This window comes from Streptomyces sp. SUK 48, assembly GCF_009650765.1.
In the GTDB taxonomy this organism is placed as follows: domain Bacteria; phylum Actinomycetota; class Actinomycetes; order Streptomycetales; family Streptomycetaceae; genus Streptomyces.
In genome coordinates, this window is sequence record NZ_CP045740.1 from 4,260,127 (window position 1) to 4,278,748 (window position 18,622).

The window sequence follows — 18,622 nt, forward strand, 5'->3', positions numbered from 1 at the left end:
AATAGACGGCTCTTGCATTTAACGCGCGTCTGCAAGTATTGTTGAAGCACGCAAAGCGCTCATGCAATCTTCTGGGAAGGTGTACCCCCACATGCCTCTCGCGCTTCTGGCCCTCGCGATCGGGGCCTTCGGAATCGGCACCACCGAATTCGTGATCATGGGCTTGCTGCCCGAGGTCGCGGGCGACTTCGGCGTCTCCATCCCCACGGCCGGCCTGCTCGTGACCGGCTACGCACTCGGCGTGGTCATCGGTGCCCCGCTGATGACCGTGCTCGGCACCAGGATCCCGCGCAAGCGGATGCTGATGCTGCTGATGGGTCTCTTCATCGCCGGGAATCTGCTGTCCGCCGTTGCCCCCGCCTTCGCGGTCATGGTGATCGGACGGGTGGTCGCCTCGCTCGCCCACGGCGCCTTCTTCGGCATCGGTTCGGTCGTCGCGGCCGAACTGGTCGCGCCCCAGAAGAAGGCCGGGGCCATCGCCATGATGTTCACCGGCCTGACGGTCGCCAACGTCGTCGGCGTCCCGCTGGGCACGCTGATCGGCCAGCACGTCGGCTGGCGCGTCACCTTCGCGGTCGTCGCCGGGCTCGGCGTCATCGGCCTCGCCGGCATCGCCAAGCTGGTGCCCGAGCTGCCCCGGCCCGAGGGCGTGCACCTGCGCCATGAGCTGGCCGCCTTCAAGAACGCCCAGGTCCTGCTCGCCATGGCGATGACCGTCCTCGGCTTCGGCGGCGTCTTCGCGGCCGTCACCTACATCGCGCCGATGATGACCCACGTCGCCGGCTTCGCCGACGGCTCGGTCACCTGGCTGCTGGTCCTGTTCGGCCTCGGCATGGTCGGCGGCAACCTCGTCGGCGGCAGGTTCGCCGACCGCGCCCTGATGCCGATGCTCTACATCTCGCTCGGCGCCCTGGCCGTCGTTCTCGCCCTCTTCACGCTGACCGCCCACAACAAGATCGCGGCGGCCGTGACCATCGCCCTGATCGGCGCCCTCGGCTTCGCCACCGTCCCGCCGCTCCAGAAGCGCGTCCTCGACCACGCCCACGGCGCGCCGACGCTCGCCTCGGCCGTGAACATCGGCGCCTTCAACCTGGGCAACGCCCTCTCCGCCTGGCTCGGCGGCCTGGTGATCTCGGCCGGTCTCGGCTACACGGCCCCCAACTGGGTCGGTGCCGCGCTCGCCGCGGCCGCCCTGGTCCTCGCCGTCCTCTCGGCCGCCCTGGAACGCCGCGAGACCCCGCACGGCGCCACCGTGGCCGCCCCCAACGCCCCCACCGCCTCCACCGCGCCCGCCGACCGGCCCACCGCCGTCCACCACTGAACCACCGCGGGCCGCCTCCACCGCGGCCCGTGGTCACCCGCACCGCACCCCGGTGCGGGTGCCGCACCGATCCGCGGTGCGGCCCCCCGTGCGACATCCCCCACCGCAACACCCGAGGAGAACCTTCCATGAGCACCACCGCCGTCGCGCCGCTCACCACCGAGGACGCCGAACTGCTCGTCGCCACGGCCCGCCGGGCGGCCGAGGAGGCGGGAGTCACCGTCAGCGTCACCGTCCTGGACACCGGCGGCCATCCGCTCGCCTTCCGCCGGGACGACCGGGCGGTGCTGATCTCCGGGGAGACCAGCACCCGCAAGGCGTACACCGCGCTCCAGCTGAACGCCCCCACCGCCGATCTGGTCGACGCGGTGCAGCCCGGTGCCCTCTTCCACACGCTGCCCACCGCCCTCGACCGGCCGCTGCTGTTCATCGCGGGCGGCGTCCCCGTCCACCGCGACGGCCGGCTGATCGGCGCGGTCGGCGTCGGCGGCGGCGCCCCGGAGCAGGACCACGGCTTCGCCACCGCGGCCGTAGAGGCCCTCGCCTGATCACCCGGCCGGCAACGGACACCGGCCCCGCCGCTTCGAGCGGCGGGGCCGGTGTCGTACGACGTCTCAGCCGGCGGCCACCGTCAGCGGGGCGAACCGGCGTGTCCAGTCGCCCGGGAGATCGGTGATGCCATGCGTCATCACGGAGTTGTACGTCACCGAGGCCAGCCCCCGGGCCTTGGCCCAGGCCCGCAACTCCTCGTGCCGTACGTCGATGTCGGTGCGCAGCGGCCGGTCCGTGCCGGCCGCCAGCGAGGCGATCAGTGCCTGGGCGGTCTCCGTGTCCCGGGCGATCAGCGGGCCGACGACATGGGTGTCCATATTGGGCCACGCGGCCGCGTAGCCGATGATCCGGCCGTCCTCCTCGGCCACCCAGAGCTGGTCCGCGAAGGCCGGCAGCCGCGCGAGGAGCGGCGTCCGGTCGGCGCCGAACACCTCCTCGTCCACGCGCAGCATCCGGGGAAGATCCTCGGCGGTGGCGGCCCGTGTCTTGACCCCGAGGTCCGGCCCTCCGGGGGTGAAGCGGCCCCGGAGCATCTCCGCCCGGCCCGTCACCTTGAAGCCCAGCTCCTCGTACAGGGGGCGGCCGTTCTCCGTGGCGTACAGGGTCAGCGGGGTGCCCTCCATCGTGGACACCACATGCCGCATCACGCGGCGCCCGACACCCCGGCGGGCATGGCGTTCGGCGACCAGGACCATGCCGACGGCGCCGAGTTCGGGCCGTCCCCAGGAGCCGTACTCGGTGATGACGCACGCGGCGACGAGACCACCCTGAGGGTCGTCGATACCGAAGCCGCGCCCGGCGGTGAGGAGGAAGCCCCACTTGTGTTCCTCGCGTGGCCACCCCCGGTCCTCGGACAGGTCGGCGCAGGCGGTGAGATCGCGCAGCGTCAGACGACGGATGGGCAGTGCGTCGAGGGAAGGAGTTGGCACGCACGTCAGGCTGTCCGAAGCAGGCCCCCGGCGTCCACCTGTTTCACGTGAAACATCGCTCCGTCGGCCACCCGGCCGACCGCGCCCGCTACCCCAGGTCTGGGGCGTGCATGGCGCGTACGCCCTCGATGTTGCCGTCCAGATAGTGCCGCAGTGACAGGGGGACGAGATGGACGGACGCGATGCCGACGCGGGTGAACGGGATGCGGACGATCTCGTACTCGCCGACCGGTTCCTCCACCTCCGGTCCATGGCGCAGGGACGGGTCCATGGACGCCAGGCGGCAGACGAAGAAGTGCTGCACCTTCACGCCGGTCGCGCCGCCGTCCTCACCGATGTGCTCCACGGTGTCCACGAAGCACGGCACGACATCGCTGATCTTGGCGCCCAGCTCCTCGTACACCTCCCGGTGCAGGGCGTCCACGACGGTCGAGTCCTCGGGATCGACCCCGCCGCCAGGGGTCACCCAGTAGGGATCCACGCCGGGCTTGGTGCGCTTGATCAGGATCAGGTCGTCGCCGTCCAGCAGGACGGCACGGGCGGTGCGCTTGACCACGGGTCGGACGGTCATGGGAGGAATGTGGCCCGGTTGGTTCCACGTGAAACATCGCACAGTGGAACCGGCCGACCGTGCTGCGTGGTCCCGGGCCGTCAGCGAGCGTGCCCGGTGCGGATCGCCGGAAGAGACGCTTGTCCGGCCGGCGTTCCAGGGTGCGGATCTGCGAGCCGGAGACGGTCCGAGCCCTGAGGGGGAGACTCGGACCGCCGTACGGAATCGGGCCGTACGGCGCCCCTCGGGGTGCCCCGGCGGCAGGGCCGGAGTCACCGCGCCGACTCGTCCAGGGCGCGCAGGATGTCCGCCACCAGGTCTTCGGGGTCCTCGGCACCGACGGACATCCGGACGAAGCCCTCCGGGACCGCGTCCCCGCCCCAGCGGCCGCGGCGCTCGGCCGTGGAGCGCACCCCGCCGAAGCTCGTCGCGTCCTCCACCAGGCGCAGGGCGGCGAGAAAGCGTTCGGCGCGCGCACGCGTGGGCAGCGTGAACGACACGACGCAGCCGTAGCGGCGCATCTGCCGCGAGGCGATCGTGTGCGCGGGGTCGTCCGGCAGCCCCGGATGGCGCAGGCCGGTGATCTCCGGCCGCTGCCGCAGGGCCTCGGCGACGGCGAGCGCGGTGGCGTTCTGCCGGTCGACGCGCAACTGGAGCGTGGCGATGGAGCGATGCGCGAGCCATGCCTCCATCGGCCCCGGGATCGCTCCGACGATCTTGCGCCAGCGGCGTACGGCCGCCATCGCCCCGGCGTCGCGGCCGGCCACGTACCCGAGCAGGACGTCGCCGTGCCCGGTGAGCTGCTTGGTGCCGCTGGCCACGGCGAAGTCGGCGCCCAGCGCCAGCGGGCGCTGGCCGAGCGGGGTGGCGACGGTGTTGTCGACGGCCACCAGGGTGCCCTGGGCGTGGGCCGCGACCGCCAGCCGCCGGATGTCGCACACATCGAGCCCCGGGTTGGAGGGGGACTCCAGCCACAGCAGCCGGGCCCCCTCCAGGACCTCCAGCTGGGCGTCCCCGCCGGTGGGGGCGGTGCGCACCTCGACGCCGTACGCCTCCAGCTGGGCGCGGACCAGCGGCAGTGCCTGGTAGCCGTCGGACGGCAGCACCACCGCGTCCCCGGCGCGCAGCTGGGAGAACAGCACGGCGGAGATCGCGGCCATGCCGGAGGCGAACACCAGCGTCTCCACGTCCGGCCGCCCGGGAGCCTCCAGCTCGCCGATGGCGTTCTCCAGCAGCGTCCAGGTCGGGTTGTCGTCACGGCCGTAGGAGTACGGTCCGGTCACCTCGCCCGGCAGATGGAAGTGCGCGGCGAAGACGGGGCCCGGCAGCGTCGGCTCGTGCTTGACCGGCTCGGGCAGCCCGGCCCGGACCGCACGCGTGCCGTCGCCCACGGGCCCCTCGCCCACGGGCCCTTCACCCACGGTTGCGTCGCTCATGCGGCCCGTCCCTCCAGGTGCTCCCGTACGGCGGCGAGCAGTCCGGTGCTCGCCTCCTCCACCATCGCGAGGCATTCCTCGAAACCGTCCGGGCCGCCGTAGTACGGGTCCGGCACGTCGAGGTCGTCACCCAGGGGCTCGTCCGGCGCGAGGGCGCCGGGCGAGCGGTGGGCGTACGCGCGCAGCAGGCGGACCTTGCGCGCGTCGTCCTCGGTGGGCGCCAGACGCCGCAGGTCCCGCAGATGGCCGGCGTCGAGGGCGATCACGAGGTCGCGGCGGGCGAACCAGGAGGTCTGGAACCGGCGTGCGAGGTGGTCGCAGTCGTAGCCGCCGTCCTGGAGGACCGCGACGGTGCGCGGGTCGGCGGCCTCGCCCTCGTGCCAGCCGCCGGTACCCGCGCTGTCGATCTCCACCCGGTCCGCCAGCCCGGCCTCCGCCACCCGCGCGCGGAAGACGTACTCGGCCATCGGGGAACGGCAGATGTTGCCGGTGCACACGAAGCAGACGCGGTAGGTCATGGGCGCTCAGTCCTCGTCCGGAAGGATCATGTGCAGGGCCCAGGAGACGACCGAGATGATCAGACCGCCGAGCACGGCCGTCCAGAACCCCTCCACATGGAAGCTCAACTGGAGCTTGCCGCACACCCAGGACGTCAGCAGCAGCATCAGCGCGTTGACGATCAGGGTGATCAGACCCAGGGTCAGGATGAACAGCGGGAAGGTGAGCACCTTCAGGATCGGCTTGACCAGCGAGTTCACCAGGCCGAAGATCAGCGCTACGACGATCAGCGTGCCGGCCTTCTTGGCCGTGCCTGCACCGGTCAGGGTGATCTTGTCGAGGAGCCAGACGGCCACCGCGAGCGCGCCCGCGTTGACGATCGTCTTGATGACGAAGTTCTTCATGTGTCCGATCGTGGCAGACCCGATCGGAAGCGAGCAGCGAGGCGAGGGCGACGAAGCGGATGAAGGCATTCCGACTGGACGATCTTGAGGCGGAGCGCGCCGCCAACGAGGGTGCCTACCTTCAGTTCCTGCGGGAGCGGAACATGTCGGTCGGTCTCTACGCCCTCGACGCGGGCGCGCACGACCCGCAGCAGCCGCACCGGCAGGACGAGGTGTACTTCGTCGTCAGCGGCCGGGCGTCGATCACCGTGGGCCTGGAGACGACCGAGGTGGCGCGGGGCAGCGTGGTGTACGTGCCCGCCGGTGTCGCCCACAAGTTCCACCACATCAGCGAGGATCTGAGGGTTCTCGTCGTGTTCTCTCCACCCGAGGCGTGAGGGTCGGACTCCGGGTTCCCTAGGGGACGGCTCAGGGGAGGACAAGGGCTGCGAGGCCCCCGCCGGGCCGTCCCCGGGCTCTAGCATCGAGTGCAGGACATCGGGACCGTACGCGACGTACACGTACGCACGAGACGAGAAGGACGAGGGCCATGCGAGGGATCTTCGCGGGACTGCCGTGGTGGGTGAAGTGGGTCGCGGTGCCGGTCATCGCCCTGGTCGTGTTCGGCGGCCTGATAGCGAGCGTGGTCGGCTTCGTGATCGGCTTGCTGTTCAAGGCGCTGGTCTTCGTCGCCCTGGTCGGCGGACTGATCTACATCGTGCGCAAGTTCATGTCCAGCTCCTCCTCGCACGGCGACTGGTGAGACACGCGGGAACCGGTGACCGGTAAGGGGGTGCCGGTTCCCTCGGGCGAGGGAAGTTTCCCCGTGAGCCCGGCCGCACCCGGTGGCGGCCGGTTAGAGTCCGGAACTCCCCACGGGGTGCGGCCCCGTGGGTGGCGCAGAAACCCATCCGTGCTTCCCGCCGACGCACGGGCTGCCCCCACGCGCTTCCGGAGTTCCCCTTGGCCACGGTCGACACCGCACCGGCGAAAACCCCCGCACTCCCCGCCCAGCCACGCCCCCGCACCCCACCGGCCCGGCGGCCGTCCGGGATGGCCGTCCCGCCGCAGCCGGCCCCCGCGACCCTCATCGGCTCCGTACAGCGCGCCATGCGGCTGCTGGAGACCGTCGCGGCCCATCCGTACGGCGCCCCCGCCAAGCAGCTCGCCCGCGCGACCGGCCTGGCCCTGCCGACCACCTACCACCTGCTGCGCACCCTGGTGCACGAGGGCTATCTACGCCGGGACAAGGGGCTCTTCTTCCTCGGGGACGCGGCCGAGCGGCTGAGCAGCAGCGGGGCGCGGGAGAAACGTCGCGGCAGAGTCGTGGACACCCTCGCGCACTGGCGCGATTCCATCGGCGCCCCGATGTACTACGCGATGTACCGGGACGGCGAGGTCGAGGTCCTCTGCGTCGCCGACTCCCGTGAGGCCCCCGCGGCCGAGGAGTGGGCCGACTTCCGCGAGACCGGGCACGCGCACGCCATCGGACAGTGCCTGCTCTCCCAGCTGGACGAGGACGCCCGGCGCGAGTATCTCGCCCGCTATCCGGTCCAGGCCCTCACGCCCTACACCGTGCGCGACAGCGACGCCCTGCTGAGGCGGCTGGCCCGGGTGCGGCGCATGGCGCCGGTGACGGAGCGCCAGGAGTACGCGCTCGGCACGGTCTGCGCGGCGGTGCCCATCACGGTCGGCGCGACCGCGGCCACCGTGGCCCTTTCCCTCCCGGCCCACCAGGCCGACCGGCTGCTGCCCGCGGCGCGGCGGCTTCACACGGAGATCGGGCGGAATCTGGGATCTCTGACCCTCTCTATCAGTATCTGAAAACTTACTCCTTGTGATCCACTGTGTACTTTCAGCAAGATTTACCACGGTCAGAGGGATCAAACCCGGCCAGTCGATGTCATATGACGGGGTAGGCGATGCGCGAGTCCGTACAGGCAGAGGTCATGATGAGCTTTCTCGTCTCGGAGGAGCTCTCCTTCCGCATTCCGGTGGAGTTGCGCTACGAGACAGGCGATCCCTACGCCGTGCGGCTCACCTTCCATCTGCCCGGCGATGCCCCGGTGACCTGGGTCTTCGGTCGGGAACTGCTGATCGACGGCGTCGGACGGCCGTGCGGGGAGGGGGATGTGCGGATCTCCCCCGTCGAGGCCGAGGTGCTGGGCGAGGTGCTGATCAGGCTTCAGGTCGGCGGTGACCAGGCCCTGTTCCGTTCGTCGGCGGCACCGCTCGTGGCCTTCCTCGATCGCACGGACAAGCTGGTGCCGCTCGGGCAGGAGGGCGCGCTCGCCGACTTCGACGCGCATCTGGACGAGGCGCTGGACCGGATTCTCGCCGAGGAGCAGAGCGCGGGCTGAGCCGCCGAGGGACGGGGCGCGGACGCTCCGCCCGGTGCTACGGGGCCGTGCAGTAACGCTTCTTCAGGGGGCCCCGCACAGGCCCTCGTACGGGCCGCCACGCAGGCTGCCACGTCGGCTTCTCCGTCGGTCTCCGCGTCGGCCTTCGCGCGGGGCGGCGGGCGGTGTCCGGTCCCCTGCCGGACGGCCCGCCCCGCCTCACCGCTTCCGGCGCCGCCCCCGGCCGCCACGGGCCGGCAGGGGCTGGGTGCCGGTCGGGGTCTCCGTGCCCGGGGCGCTCCGGTCGGCCGCCACCACCAGGGCGGCGAGGGCGGTGGTGACCGGTACCGAGGCGACCAGCCCGATGGAGCCCACCAGGGTGCGCACGATCTCCTCCGCCACCAGCTCGCTGTTGGCCACCGTCCCCACGCTGCTCTGCGCGATGGAGAACAGCAGCAGCAGCGGCAGCGCGGCGCCCGCGTAGGCGAGTACGAGGGTGTTGACGACCGACGCGATGTGGTCGCGGCCGATGCGGATGGCCGCCCGGTACAGACCGCGCGGACCCATCGTGGGGTTGGCCTCGTGCAGCTCCCAGACGGCGGAGGTCTGGGTGACCGTCACATCGTCCAGGACGCCGAGCGAGCCGATGATGACCCCGGCCAGCAGCAGGCCGCTCATGTCGATCTTCGGGTACAGCCCGTGGATCAGACCGGTGCTGTCGTCGGTGTTGCCGGTCAGGGCGGCCCAGCCGATGAACACGGAGCCGAGCAGGCCGATCAGGCTCAGCGAGATCAGCGTGCCGAGCACCGCCACCGACGTACGGGCCGACAGGCCGTGGCACATGTACAGGGCGATCAGCATGATGGCGCTCGCCCCGATCACCGCCACCAGCAGGGGATTGGAGCCCTGGAGGATCGCGGGCAGGATGAACTGGTTCAGCACCAGGAAGCTCACCGCCAGCGCCACGAGGGCCATGACGCCGCGCAGCCGGCCCACCACCACGACGGCGAGCGCGAAGACGCCCGCGAGCAGCGCCATCGGGAACTTCCGGTCCACATCGGCGACCGAGTACTGGAGGTCCTTCGGCGCGGTCGGCTCGTAGGCGGCGACGACCTGCTCGCCCTGGTGCAGCTGCCGGGGCTGATCGGGCTGCACGATCTCGGTGAACGTACGGCCCTTGTCCCTGCCGGTGTCGACCCGGACGGTCGCCTTCTTGCAGGTGCCGCCGGACTGCCGGCCCGTCGGTGCCCCGCCGGAGCCATCACCGCTCGGAGCCCCGCCGCCGGCGCTCACCGAGGCGCAGCTCACCTCGGTCACCCGGGTCACGGTGGCCTGTTGGGTCTGCCGGTCGAAGCCGACGCCACTGTGCTTGTGCGAGGGCGCGCCACCGGGCCAGAGCACCACCAGACCGACCACGACCGCCGCGGTGAACGGGACGAGGATCGCCGCGATCACCTTGCGCAGATGCCGGGAGACGGGCGCGGCGGGGCCATGACCGTGGCTGTGCCCGTGCCCATGGCCGGAGCCGTGTCCGTGGCCGTTCCCATGGCCCGTGCCGTGGCTGTGCCCGCGCCCGCGTCCGTGGTCATGGGCCGGGCCCTGGACCGGCACCTGGGCCGGGGCTTGGGCATGGCCAGGGTCGTGACGGTGGCCCCGGCTCGGGGGCTCCGAGCCGTCGTGCCGGCGCGGGCCGGGCGGCTGGTACGGGTGCTGGTCCATCCGGGTCATCGCCAGATCATCGCAAGAAGCGGGGAGGGCCCACTGTTCATCGCATCACGGATGACGCTAGCGTGGAGACACCTTTGCACACGCGGGAGCTCGGAGCACCGGGCTGAGAGGGCGCTGACCTCCGTAGAAGCGATGTTTCACGTGGAACATGCGATGTTCCCCGGGAGACCTCGGACGACGGAAGCCGCTGCGTCGACCGCCGAACCTGTTACCGGGTAATGCCGGCGTAGGGAGTAGGTCTCATGACCAACAAGGACGCACGCACGCCTGCCTCCGTCCAGGACGACATGTCCTCGGAGGCCGGGAAGTCCATCGGCTGGCACAAGGCGTACGTCGAGGGCTCACGCCCCGACCTGCGCGTGCCGGTCCGTCAGGTGCACCTGACCAACGGGCAGTCGGTCACGCTGTACGACACGTCGGGCCCGTACACCGATCAACTCGTCGACACCGACGTCCGCCGGGGGCTGTCGCCGCTGCGGGAGAACTGGATCATCGCCCGCGGCGACACCGAGGAGTACGCGGGCCGTCCCGTCCGTCCCGAGGACGACGGCATCAAGCACACCTCGCCGCGCGGCGGGCTGCGGAACCTGGACGCGGTCTTCCCGGGCCGCCCGCGCCAGCCGCGCCGGGGCCGGGGCGGCCAGGCGGTGACGCAGCTCGCGTACGCGCGCCGGGGCGAGATCACGCCCGAGATGGAGTTCGTGGCCCTTCGGGAGAACGTCTCCCCCGAGGTGGTGCGCGAGGAGATCGCGGCGGGCCGGGCGGTGCTGCCGGTCAACGTCAACCACCCGGAGATCGAGCCGATGATCATCGGCAAGCGGTTCCTGGTGAAGGTGAACGCCAACATCGGCAACTCCGCGGTGACCTCGTCCATCGAGGAAGAGGTCGAGAAGATGACCTGGGCGACCCGCTGGGGCGCCGACACGGTCATGGACCTCTCCACCGGCCGCAACATCCACACCACCCGCGAGTGGGTGCTGCGCAACTCCCCCGTCCCGATCGGCACGGTGCCGCTGTACCAGGCGCTGGAGAAGGTCGACGGCAGGGCGGAGGAACTGACCTGGGAGATCTACAAGGACACCGTCATCGAGCAGGCCGAGCAGGGCGTGGACTACATGACCGTCCACGCGGGCGTGCGGCTGCCGTTCGTACCGCTCACGGCCAACCGCAAGACCGGCATCGTCTCGCGGGGCGGCTCCATCATGGCCGCGTGGTGCCTGGCGCACCACAAGGACTCGTTCCTGTACGAGAACTTCGAGGAGCTGTGCGAGATCCTCGCCGCCTACGACGTCACGTACTCGCTGGGCGACGGGCTGCGGCCCGGGTCCATCGCGGACGCCAATGACGAGGCCCAGTTCGCGGAGCTGCGCACGCTCGGGGAACTCGGCCGGATCGCCCGGCGGCTGAACGTACAGACGATGATCGAGGGCCCCGGGCATGTCCCGATGCACAAGATCAAGGAGAACATCGAGCTCCAGCAGGAGATCTGCGACGAGGCCCCGTTCTACACGCTCGGCCCGCTGACCACGGACATCGCCCCGGCGTACGACCACATCACCTCCGGCATCGGCGCCGCGATGATCGCCTGGTGGGGCACGGCGATGCTCTGCTACGTCACGCCGAAGGAACACCTGGGCCTGCCCAACCGGGACGACGTGAAGACCGGCGTCATCACCTACAAGATCGCCGCCCACGCGGCCGACCTCGCCAAGGGGCACCCGGGCGCGCAGGAGTGGGACGACGCCCTCTCGGACGCGCGCTTCGAGTTCCGCTGGGAGGACCAGTTCAACCTGGCCCTCGACCCGGACACGGCCCGCGCCTTCCACGACGAGACCCTCCCGGCCGAGCCCGCCAAGACGGCGCACTTCTGCTCCATGTGCGGCCCGAAGTTCTGCAGCATGAAGATCTCCCAGGACATCCGCCGCGAACACGGCGGCAACCGGACCGAGATCGAGGAGGGCATGGCCCAGAAGTCGAAGGAGTTCGCGGAGGCCGGGAACCGGGTGTACCTGCCGATCGCGGACTGACGGGGACGTGAGCGCCGCTCCGGCCGGTCCACCGGCTTCGGAGCGGCGCCTCGTCGGGCCGGGGACCCGCGCCCGGTGGGTCAGTCCGGCTGGTGTTCCGGGTCGGCCTGTTCCGAACCGGTGTAGTCGGGGTGGTCGGCGAGGGCCTCCTGGAGGAAGGGGAGGATGCCGCGTTCCAGCAGGGCGCCCTCCCAGGCGGCTCTGGCTCTGGCGACCTCCTCGGCGGCGGCGTCGCGGGCCCGGGATTCGGGGGAGGAGCCGTTGCGCAGAGCGGTCAGGAGCAGTCCGGCGGCGGCGACGAGAAGCGCGGCCACGGTCAGGGCCCCGAACACCCAGCCGGCGGTGAGCATGGTGCCGGCGAAGGACTGTCCGGGGTCCAGGGTTCTCAGGATGTAGCCGATGAGCAGGAATATCACCGCCGCGGTCGCGGACAGCAGCGGTGCCAGGACGGCGACGACCGCGACCGCGCCCGCGCCGTGTGCGGCGGCGAGATCCGTCGCGGCCGGATCCGGCTCGGCGGGGGCGGTGCCGGCCGCGCCCTGGGCCTGCTCCGGGTGGCGCAGTTCGTCGCGGATGCGCACATAGCGCTGGTACTCGGCGGCCGCGGCCGCCGTGATGAGCGCGGACGCGGCGATGGCCATGGTGCGCAGTTGCGCGGGGTTGAGCCGCTGTCCCACGGCGGCCAGTTCCGGTCGGTGTGGTGCGGAGCGCAGAACCTCGTCGAGGAGCCGCTCGAACTCCTGGCGGTCCTCGCTCCGCAGGTGCTGCGGAAGGCTGTTCATGTGCATCCCCCGATGCTCCGTAGGGCTTGGGGCTCGCGCAGCGGCGAGCCGTCGGGCAGAGACGGAGGGGAGCCTGCTACGGATAAGCCGATGGTAGAGCCGTGACGGCGCGTGGTGACAGGGGATTGCCGGAAATTGCGTCCCGGCCTGCGCGTACTCCGGTATGGCGGAGGCCGCCCGGGGAACGGTCAGCGCTCCAGCGGGAGTTGCCTCACCAGCAGCTTTCCGGCCATGGTCACTCCGCCGTCCATGGCGATGGCGAGCCCGTCGGCGTAGACATGCGGCCCCTCGACCACCGGGTCGTCGCTCTCCTCGCCGTCCTCGGAGCCGACTTCGCCCAGCAGGTAGGGGATGGGGCTGTGGCCGTGCACGATCCGGGTGCCGCCGTAGGTGTCGAGCAGGGAGCGCACGGCGTCGGCGCCGCCCTCGTCGCGGAAGGAGAAGCGCTTGGTGAGCTTGCGGAACAGGTCCCAGCACTCGTCCGCGTCGTTGCGGGTGAGCCGCTCGCGCACGGTGTCGTTGACGGCCTCGATGGAGTCGCCGTAGTCGAGGTAGGCGGTGGTGTCGGAGTGCACCAGCAGATAGCCGTCGACCTCCTCCAGGGCGTCGAGGCGGGCCATCCACTGGAGATGGTGGTCCTGGAGACGGTCCATGTCGGTCTTCTGGCCGCCGTTGAGCAGCCAGGCCGCCTGGAACGTGGCGGTGCCCGCACCGGAGTTGACGGGCGTGTCCCCGAACCGCTTGGCGCCGAGCAGCAGCAGCTCGTGGTTGCCCATGAGGGCCTTGCAGTAGCCGCCGGCCGCGGCCGCCTCGGCGGACAGCCGCATCACCAGGTCGATGACGCCGATGCCGTCCGGGCCGCGGTCGGTGAAGTCGCCGAGGAACCACAGCCGGGTGGTGCCGGCGCACCACTGGCCCGCGTCGTCGATGAGCCCCTGCTCGTGCAGGGCGGCCATCAGCTCGTCCAGGTAGCCGTGCACGTCACCGACGACGAAGAGCGGGCCGGGTCCTGCCGCGGGTTGCGGCGCGGGCGCGGCGGGCGCCGGGTCGACGGGGAGCTGGAGCGTGTCGCCGCGGTTGATCACCGGGAGATCGCGCTGGGTGGGTGTGTACGCCTCGGGGTACGACTCCTCGGCGGGCGGCGCGCTGTCGTCCTGCTCGGTGTGCGGGACGTACGGACCGGACTCGTGGACATACGCGGGCACCCGGAAGTCACGCAGCGTCGCCGTCCGCTCCACCTCGGGTCCCTGACCGGCCCCCTGAGTCATCAGACCCCTCCACCATCGCGCCGCATCTGCACCGCTTCGGACTGCCTGGTCGCAGCGGTCCGCGGTGTCGTGGGCCCATCATAGGAATGCGCGTCGCGCCATGTGATGACCCAGGGGTGGTGAATCGGAACAAGACTCCGCTTCGCCGCGGCTTTCGCCCCGTTTGGGCAGGTGTTCGCCGGCGGTCGGAGGACCGCCGGCCTGCTGCGGCCCGCGCGGCGCCCCGGCCGAACACCGCCCGGGCCGCCGCCGGAAGCCGTCCGCGCCGTCTCGAACGACTTCCGCGCCGCCGTCGCGCGGTCCGTCCTACGTGTCGTCCGGGGACCGCGGTGGGCTGACCGTCGTGCGCGGGGGCCGCCGCTGGGAGGAGGTGCGCACGATCAGCTCGGTCGGTATGACCTGCTCGACCGGTTGCTCCGACTCCACGCCCTCGATGGCGTCGATGAGCAGCTGGACGACGGCCGTGCCGATGCGGCGCGGCTTGAGCGAGAGCGTGGTGACCGGCGGCTCGGTGCTGGCGTACACGGTGGACTCGCTGCAGCACACCAGCAGCAGATCGTCCGGGACGCGCAGCCCGTAGCGCCGGGCGGCGGCGAGCAGATCGGTGCCGTTGGGGTCGAACAGCCCGTAGACCGCGTCGGGCCGGTCGGGGCGGGCGAGCAGCCGGTCGGCGGCGACGGCGCCCGCGCACGGGTCGTGCGCCGGGTAGGACTCGTAGACCGGGTCCTGGCCGACCCGCTCGCACCAGTGCAGATAGGCCGTGGTCGACAGATGGGTGTACGTGTCGGTCGAGGTGCCGGTGAGCAGCCCGATACGGCGGGCGCCGGCGGCGGCGAGATGGTCGAGGATGCCGAGGACGGCGGCCTCGTGGTCGTTGTCCACCCAGGCGGTCACCGGGAGCTCGCCCGCCGGGCGTCCGTCGGAGACGACGGGCAGCCCCTGGCGGACGAGTTCGCCGACCACCGGGTCCTGGTCGGAGGGGTCGATGACGACGGTGCCGTCGAGGGCGACGTTGGACCACACGTCGTGGCGGGAGGTCGCGGGCAGGATGACCAGGGCGTAGCCCCGGGCCAGCGCCGCCGAGGTGGCGGCCCGCGCCATCTCGGCGAAGTACGCGAACTCCGTGAAGGTGAAAGGTTCATCCCCGTACGTGGTCACGGTCAGGCCGATCAGACCCGACTTGCCGGTACGGAGGGTACGGGCGGCGGCCGAGGGGCGGTACCCCAGCCGGTCGGCGACCTCGCGGACATGGCGCCGGGTGGCGTCCGGGAGCCGTCCCTTGCCGTTGAGGGCGTCGGAGACGGTCGTGATGGAGACCCCGGCGGCGGCGGCCACGTCCCTGATGCCCGCCCGGCCCGGCCGGCTGCCTCGACGTGAGGTTTCCGCGCGGCTCACCTGGTGCTTCCCTGCTGCTGTCATGGCGAGCCGATAGTAGGGCTCTTGCGGTGGGGTAGTGCGGACGCATATGCACTCGTTGACAGGCACGTTTCTGCATGGTGATGCCGCATTAACTACCTCTGAATCAAAGGTAGTTGAGCGCTTTCTTGGCAAGACATAGCGTGACGGCGCGCATGAGCCTGCCAATGGTCCGATGTTTCGAAGAGGTCTCAACTCACCTGCACGGGTGATGCGCGCTACGGCGCGAGCCACCGGCGCATAGATATATGTACGGCGCGCCCCCCGAAAGATCCGCCTTCATAGGGCCATGCCCGGTGATGCCCCTGTTGTGGTCGCGGGTCCAGGAGCTTTGCCCATGGCCAGTACTCAGGGCAGCCGAATCCTCATATGGTGAGCAGTATTGGAAGCCGGCGGCGTCGACGGTCCGCCGGTGGTCGCGAGGAGGACTGCGGTGAGCGAGACGAGCCCCAAGCTGCGCGCCGAGCTGGAGGGTATCCCCACCTACAAGCCGGGCAAGCCGGCCGCGGCCGACGGACCGGTCGCCTACAAGCTGTCCTCGAACGAGAACCCGTACCCGCCGCTGCCCGGTGTGCTGGAGCGCGTGACCGCGGCCGCGGCCTCCTTCAACCGCTACCCCGACATGGCGTGCGCCGCCCTGACGCAGGAGCTGGCGGAGCGCTTCGGGGTGCCGGCCTCCCACGTCGCCACCGGCACGGGCTCGGTGGGCGTCGCCCAGCAGCTGATCCAGGCGACCAGCGGTCCCGGTGACGAGGTGATCTACGCCTGGCGCTCCTTCGAGGCGTACCCGATCATCACGCAGATCAACGGGGCCCGGTCGGTGCAGGTGCCGCTCACGCCCGGCGATGTGCACGACCTGGACGCGATGGCGGAGGCGATCACCGACCGGACACGGCTGATCTTCGTCTGCAACCCGAACAACCCCACCGGCACGGTGGTGCGGCGGGCCGAGCTGGAGCGCTTCCTGGACCGGGTGCCGAAGGACGTCCTGGTGGTGCTGGACGAGGCGTACCGGGAGTTCATCCGCGACCCCGAGGTGCCCGACGGCGTCGAGCTGTACCGGGAGCGGCCCAATGTCTGCGTCCTGCGGACCTTCTCCAAGGCGTACGGCCTCGCCGGGCTGCGCGTCGGTTTCGCGATCGCCCATGAGCCGGTGGCCGCCGCGCTGCGCAAGACGGCGGTGCCGTTCGGCGTGAGCCAGCTGGCGCAGGAGGCGGCGATCGCCTCGCTGCGGGCCGAGGACGAGCTGCTGGGCCGGGTCGGCTCGCTGGTCTGCGAGCGCACCCGTGTGGTCGACGCGCTGCGCGCCCAGGGCTGGACGGTGCCGGAGACGCAGGCCAACTTCGTCTGGATGCGGCTCGGGGAGCGGACGACGGCGTTCGCGCAGGCATGTGAGGAGCACGGCGTCGTGGTCCGGCCGTTCGCGGGCGAGGGCGTCCGGGTCACGATCGGCGAGGCCGAGGCGAACGACATCTTCCTGAAGGTCTCGGAGACCTTCCACAGGGATCTGTAATCCCGCTCACGAAGCAGCTGTTATCCGGCTCACGCCGGAGGACATCACGGGCGCCCGGCTCTGCCGGGCGCCCGTTTCACGTGAAACGGGGACATCGGCGACATCTTCGCAGGTCATGGCGGGGGTTACCCATGGTCCGAAGATCCATGCGCGAGGAACGGCCCCTTCGGGGGACGTGCCGGGGACCTCGGAGATCTTGACTCCGAGGCAAGGGAGCGACCCCGGACTTCCTGGCCGAAAACCAGTGCGCCATAATGGCTTGTGAATGTGAACGCGTTCACAAGCGCGTCCCGTTTGCCCCGTATGTACGTGACAGTCGGGGCGAATCGCCGCAGTACAACGGCGTAGTAAGGAGAGTGACGACGTGGACCTGGCTTTGGCGCCGGAGACACTGGCGCGCTGGCAGTTCGGCATCACGACCGTCTACCACTTCCTGTTCGTCCCGCTGACGATCTCCCTGGCCGCCCTGACGGCCGGGTTGCAGACGGCCTGGGTGCGCACGGAGAAGGAGAAGTACCTCAGGGCGACGAAGTTCTGGGGCAAGCTCTTCCTGATCAACATCGCGATGGGTGTGGTCACCGGCATCGTGCAGGAGTTCCAGTTCGGCATGAACTGGTCCGACTACTCGCGCTTCGTCGGTGACATCTTCGGCGCCCCGCTCGCCTTCGAGGCGCTGATCGCGTTCTTCTTCGAGTCCACGTTCATCGGGCTGTGGATCTTCGGCTGGGACAAGCTGCCGAAGAAGATCCACCTGGCCTGCATCTGGATGGTCTCGATCGGCACGATCCTGTCGGCGTACTTCATCCTCGCGGCCAACTCCTGGATGCAGCACCCCGTCGGCTACAAGATCGACAAGGCCCGGGGGCGTGCCGAACTCACCGACTTCCTGGCGGTGCTCACCCAGAACACCGCGCTCAGCCAGGCGTTCCACACCCTGGCCGCCGCGTTCCTGACCGGTGGCGCCTTCATGGTCGGCATCTCCGCCTACCACCTGGCCCGCAAGAAGCACATCCGCGAGATGAAGACCTCGCTGCGGCTCGGGCTGATCACCGTGGTCATCGCCGGCATGCTCACCGCGGTCAGCGGCGACACCCTCGGCAAGGTCATGTTCAAGCAGCAGCCGATGAAGATGGCCGCCGCCGAGGCGCTGTGGGACGGCCAGAAGCCGGCGCCGTTCTCGATCTTCGCCTACGGCGATGTGGAGAAGGGCCACAACTCCGTCGCGATCGAGATACCCGGCCTGCTCTCCTTCCTCGCCAACGACAACTTCACGTCGGAGGTCCCCGGGATCAACGACGTCAACAAGGCCGAGCAGCAGAAGTACGGGCCCGGCGACTACCGGCCCAACATCCCCGTCGCCTTCTGGGGCTTCCGCTGGATGATCGGCTTCGGCATGGCGTCCTTCGCCATCGGCCTGGCCGGACTCTGGCTGACCCGCAAGAAGTTCATGCTGCCGGAGCATCTGCGCGTCGGCGAGGACGAGGTGCCGCATCTGGTGCTGTTCCGCAAGAAGGCGCTCGGCCCCGGGCTGACCCCCTGGTACTGGCGCATCGCGACCTGGACCATGGCCTTCCCGCTGATCGCCAACTCCTGGGGCTGGATCTTCACCGAGATGGGCCGTCAGCCGTGGGTCGTCTACGGCGTGCTCCAGACCCGGGACGCGGTCTCCCCCGGTGTCTCCCAGGGCGAGGTCCTCACCTCGATGATCGTCTTCACCTCGCTGTACGCGATCCTCGCGGTGATCGAGGTCAGGCTGCTCGCGAAGTACATCAAGGCCGGGCCGCCCGAGCTGACCGAGGACGACCTCAACCCGCCCACGAAGATCGGCGGCGACACCCGTGACGCCGACCGGCCGATGGCCTTCTCGTACTAGGCCGAGG

Annotated in this window: 18 protein-coding genes and 1 riboswitch; of the genes, 9 read left to right on the forward strand and 9 right to left on the reverse strand. The window is 70.6% G+C overall.

The window, feature by feature from the left end; all coding sequences use genetic code 11:
- Positions 1-91: 91 nt before the first annotated feature.
- Together GHR20_RS18425 and GHR20_RS18430 are read left to right on the forward strand one after the other, a co-directional pair.
- Complete coding sequence (locus GHR20_RS18425) at positions 92-1,321, forward strand: MFS transporter (RefSeq protein ID WP_153813797.1); 1,230 nt, start codon at positions 92-94, stop codon at positions 1,319-1,321.
- A 128-nt stretch (positions 1,322-1,449) separates the two neighbouring features.
- Positions 1,450-1,869: a heme-binding protein gene (locus tag GHR20_RS18430; RefSeq protein ID WP_153813798.1), complete on the forward strand. Its 420-nt coding sequence runs from the start codon at positions 1,450-1,452 to the stop codon at positions 1,867-1,869.
- Positions 1,870-1,935: 66 nt separating this feature from the next.
- Here the strand turns inward: GHR20_RS18430 and GHR20_RS18435 are convergent, their stop codons facing one another.
- From GHR20_RS18435 to GHR20_RS18455, 5 genes are all read right to left on the reverse strand, one after another.
- Entirely contained in the window at positions 1,936-2,802 is an 867-nt protein-coding gene (locus GHR20_RS18435) for a GNAT family N-acetyltransferase (protein WP_153813799.1), read from the reverse strand.
- Positions 2,803-2,890: 88 nt separating this feature from the next.
- Positions 2,891-3,373, reverse strand: coding sequence for an NUDIX hydrolase (locus GHR20_RS18440; protein WP_111585722.1), 483 nt, complete (start codon positions 3,371-3,373; stop codon positions 2,891-2,893).
- A gap of 251 nt (positions 3,374-3,624) precedes the next feature.
- Complete coding sequence (locus tag GHR20_RS18445) at positions 3,625-4,788, reverse strand: cystathionine gamma-lyase (protein WP_153813800.1); 1,164 nt, start codon at positions 4,786-4,788, stop codon at positions 3,625-3,627.
- Positions 4,785-5,306 (reverse strand): low molecular weight protein-tyrosine-phosphatase, encoded by a 522-nt coding sequence (locus tag GHR20_RS18450; RefSeq protein ID WP_153813801.1) that lies wholly within the window; start codon positions 5,304-5,306, stop codon positions 4,785-4,787. The genes GHR20_RS18445 and GHR20_RS18450 overlap by 4 nt, the downstream gene beginning before the upstream one ends.
- A gap of 6 nt (positions 5,307-5,312) precedes the next feature.
- Positions 5,313-5,690: a phage holin family protein gene (locus GHR20_RS18455; protein ID WP_111585725.1), complete on the reverse strand. Its 378-nt coding sequence runs from the start codon at positions 5,688-5,690 to the stop codon at positions 5,313-5,315.
- 59 nt (positions 5,691-5,749) lie between these two features.
- Here GHR20_RS18455 and GHR20_RS18460 point away from each other — a divergent pair, with 59 nt between their 5' ends.
- The 4 genes from GHR20_RS18460 to GHR20_RS18475 all read left to right on the forward strand — a co-directional run bounded on the left by GHR20_RS18460 (position 5,750) and on the right by GHR20_RS18475 (position 8,029).
- On the forward strand, positions 5,750-6,067 hold the full coding sequence (locus GHR20_RS18460) for a cupin domain-containing protein (RefSeq protein ID WP_111585726.1): 318 nt from the start codon (positions 5,750-5,752) through the stop codon (positions 6,065-6,067).
- A 152-nt stretch (positions 6,068-6,219) separates the two neighbouring features.
- Positions 6,220-6,432 carry a DUF5326 family protein gene (locus tag GHR20_RS18465; protein ID WP_111585727.1) on the forward strand — a complete coding sequence of 71 codons (213 nt, stop codon included), beginning with the start codon at positions 6,220-6,222 and terminating at the stop codon, positions 6,430-6,432.
- Between the two features lie 200 nt (positions 6,433-6,632).
- On the forward strand, positions 6,633-7,493 hold the full coding sequence (locus GHR20_RS18470) for an IclR family transcriptional regulator C-terminal domain-containing protein (RefSeq protein ID WP_275549714.1): 861 nt from the start codon (positions 6,633-6,635) through the stop codon (positions 7,491-7,493).
- Between the two features lie 98 nt (positions 7,494-7,591).
- Positions 7,592-8,029 carry an SsgA family sporulation/cell division regulator gene (locus GHR20_RS18475; protein WP_111585728.1) on the forward strand — a complete coding sequence of 146 codons (438 nt, stop codon included), beginning with the start codon at positions 7,592-7,594 and terminating at the stop codon, positions 8,027-8,029.
- 198 nt (positions 8,030-8,227) lie between these two features.
- Here the strand turns inward: GHR20_RS18475 and GHR20_RS18480 are convergent, their stop codons facing one another.
- Positions 8,228-9,736: a YibE/F family protein gene (locus GHR20_RS18480; RefSeq protein WP_153813802.1), complete on the reverse strand. Its 1,509-nt coding sequence runs from the start codon at positions 9,734-9,736 to the stop codon at positions 8,228-8,230.
- A 72-nt stretch (positions 9,737-9,808) separates the two neighbouring features.
- A riboswitch (TPP riboswitch) is annotated at positions 9,809-9,986 on the forward strand.
- On the opposite strand from GHR20_RS18480, the gene thiC reads away from it, so the two are divergent.
- Complete coding sequence (gene thiC, locus GHR20_RS18485) at positions 9,979-11,763, forward strand: phosphomethylpyrimidine synthase ThiC (protein WP_111585729.1); 1,785 nt, start codon at positions 9,979-9,981, stop codon at positions 11,761-11,763. (Overlaps the previous riboswitch by 8 nt.)
- A gap of 80 nt (positions 11,764-11,843) precedes the next feature.
- Here thiC and GHR20_RS18490 read toward each other — a convergent pair whose 3' ends face one another.
- From GHR20_RS18490 to GHR20_RS18500, 3 genes are all read right to left on the reverse strand, one after another.
- On the reverse strand, positions 11,844-12,551 hold the full coding sequence (locus GHR20_RS18490; protein ID WP_148024360.1) for a hypothetical protein: 708 nt from the start codon (positions 12,549-12,551) through the stop codon (positions 11,844-11,846).
- A 182-nt stretch (positions 12,552-12,733) separates the two neighbouring features.
- Positions 12,734-13,813 (reverse strand): metallophosphoesterase, encoded by a 1,080-nt coding sequence (locus tag GHR20_RS18495; RefSeq protein ID WP_148024361.1) that lies wholly within the window; start codon positions 13,811-13,813, stop codon positions 12,734-12,736.
- A 306-nt stretch (positions 13,814-14,119) separates the two neighbouring features.
- The gene (locus GHR20_RS18500) at positions 14,120-15,232 is read right to left on the reverse strand and encodes a LacI family DNA-binding transcriptional regulator (RefSeq protein ID WP_111585732.1); all 1,113 of its coding nucleotides are present in this window, start codon (positions 15,230-15,232) and stop codon (positions 14,120-14,122) included.
- Between the two features lie 430 nt (positions 15,233-15,662).
- Between GHR20_RS18500 and hisC the strand changes: the two genes are divergently transcribed.
- Both hisC and GHR20_RS18510 read left to right on the forward strand, forming a co-directional pair.
- The gene (gene hisC, locus GHR20_RS18505) at positions 15,663-16,742 is read left to right on the forward strand and encodes a histidinol-phosphate transaminase (RefSeq protein ID WP_153813803.1); all 1,080 of its coding nucleotides are present in this window, start codon (positions 15,663-15,665) and stop codon (positions 16,740-16,742) included.
- Positions 16,743-17,106: 364 nt separating this feature from the next.
- Positions 17,107-18,615 (forward strand): cytochrome ubiquinol oxidase subunit I, encoded by a 1,509-nt coding sequence (locus GHR20_RS18510; RefSeq protein WP_111585734.1) that lies wholly within the window; start codon positions 17,107-17,109, stop codon positions 18,613-18,615.
- The last annotated feature ends 7 nt before the right edge of the window (positions 18,616-18,622 follow it).